This is a genomic window from Rathayibacter sp. AY2B7, from assembly GCF_002931635.1.
Lineage (GTDB): Bacteria > Actinomycetota > Actinomycetes > Actinomycetales > Microbacteriaceae > Rathayibacter.
On record NZ_PSUC01000202.1, the window covers coordinates 1 to 2067 of the forward strand.

Genomic DNA, 2067 nt, shown 5'->3' on the forward strand with positions numbered 1-2067 from the left:
GACTGTCCCGCGGCGAGCGGATGCGCAGTGGGCGGCCGCCCAGGCGGACGGTCCCCTCGGTGCCGTCGTCGGCGCGGATGAGCGCGCGGAGGAACTCGGTGCGGCCGGAGCCGACGAGGCCGGCGATGCCGACGACCTCGCCGCGGCGGACGCTGATCGACTCCGGCCCGACTCCGCTCGGGTGGACGACGCCCGTGGCCTCGAAGTGCACCTCCGCGTCCGGGGCGACCGGGTGGCGCCGCTCGAACGAGAGCAGCTCCCGGCCGACCATCCGCCGCACGATGTCCTCGGACGAGGTCTCGCCGATCGGAGCGTCGTAGGCGGGCCGACCGTCGCGGAGGACCACGACCGTGTCCGACACGCTCATCACCTCCGGCATCTTGTGCGAGACGTAGATGACGCCGACGCCGCGCCCGTGGGCGATCTCGCGGACCCGGGTGAGGACCCCCTCGACGTTGTGCTCGAGCATGCTCGTCGTCGGCTCGTCGAGCGCGACGATCTTCGCGCCGAAGGCGAACGCCCGGGCGATGGTGAGCGCGTGCCGCTGCGCCGGGCTGAGCCGGCCGACCGGGGTCCTCGCCTCCATCGGGAAGCCCATCAGGTGGACGTCCTTGAGGGCCCGGTCGATGTCGTCCTGGGCGGACGCGCGCTGCTTGCGCGTCCGCCCGAGGAGCAGGTTCTGCATCACCGTGAGCTGGGGCACGATGGCCGGCTCCTGGTGCGCGATGCGGACCCCCTCGGCGAGCGCCTGGCGGGAGGTGTACTCCATCCGCCGGACGCCGTCGATCGTGATCGAGCCGCGGTCCGGACGCAGCGCCCCGCCGAGGATGTTCAGCAGGGTGCTCTTGCCCGCGCCGTTCTCGCCGGCGAGGGTGCGGATCTCGCCGCGGTCGAGCGTGAAGCTCACGCCGTCCAGGGCGCGGACGCCCGGGAACGATTTCGCGATGCCGCGGACCTCGAGCAGATGCTCGGCCATGTTCCGTCTACTTCCTTGTCGAGGAGGTCGTGGGGAGGGAGGAGGTGACGGGTTACGGCATCCCGGTCTCGTACTGCGCGACGTTGGTGCTGTCGATGATGAACGCGGGGACGTCGATCCACGCGGGGACCTTCTTCCCGGCGAGCAGGTACAGCGCGGCGTCCACGCCGGTCGCGCCCTCGGTGGTGGGCAGCTCGCTGACGGTGGCGGTGTAGTCGCCGGCCAGGATCTGCTTCTTGGCCTGCGGGATGCCGTCGGTGCCGACCAGGATCACCTTGCCGGTGAGGCCCTTCGCGTCGATGGCGGCCTGGACGCCGAGCGCCATGCCGTCGTTCTGCGAGTAGAAGGCCGCGATGTCGGGGTTCGCGGTCAGCATCGTGGTCGCGATCTCCTGCGCCTTGGTCTGGTCCCACGAGGCGGTCTGGGAGGCGACGAGCTCGAGGTTCTCGTGCTTCGCGAGGGCGGCGGTGAAGCCGTCCCCGCGGTTGATCGCGTTGGAGGAGCCCGGATCGCCCTCGATCATCGCGACCTTGCCGCCGTCGGGCAGCTTGTCGGCGATGTAGTCGGCGGCGGTCGCGCCGATGGTGGTCGCGTCGGGTCCGACGTAGACGGTGCCGGCCACGCCGCTCTTGGCGTCGTTGAGGACGATCGCGGGGATGCCGTCGGCGAGCGCCGACTCGAAGATCGAGTCGAGGCCGGTGGCCGAGATCGGCGAGGCGAGGATGGCGGAGCAGCCCTGGTTCATGGCGCTCTTGGCCTTGTCGAGCTGCTCGGTGATCGAGGACTCGTCGGTGACGTCGAAGGTCTGGTAGTCGACGCCGAGCTCCTTCGCGCGGTTCTCGAAGCCGTCGCGCTCGTAGCCCCAGAACTCGTTGGAGAGGGTGCGGGTGATGTAGCAGAGCTTCGCGCCGTCCGGCACGGTGGGGGTGCCGAGCGAGGAGGCGACCTCGTCGGCGGGGGTCTGCGCGGAGGCGTCGACGAGCGACACGATGTCGGCGCCGGAGCCGGAGCCGCCGGCGGATCCGCCGCCGTCTCCGTCGGGCGAGGCCGAGCATCCGGCGAGGAGCGTCAGGGAGGCGAGGCCGGCGAGG

2 protein-coding genes are annotated in these 2067 nt (G+C 71.5%); both read right to left on the reverse strand.

Annotation, left to right across the window (positions count from 1 at the left end; genetic code table 11):
- Positions 1–976 (reverse strand): ATP-binding cassette domain-containing protein (locus C5C27_RS17345; RefSeq protein WP_146079759.1); only part of this gene is annotated, 976 nt, incomplete at its 3' end.
- A gap of 52 nt (positions 977–1028) precedes the next feature.
- Positions 1029–2067, reverse strand: a 1039-nt coding sequence (locus C5C27_RS17350) for a substrate-binding domain-containing protein (RefSeq protein ID WP_104315024.1), incomplete at its 5' end; no start/stop codon positions are given.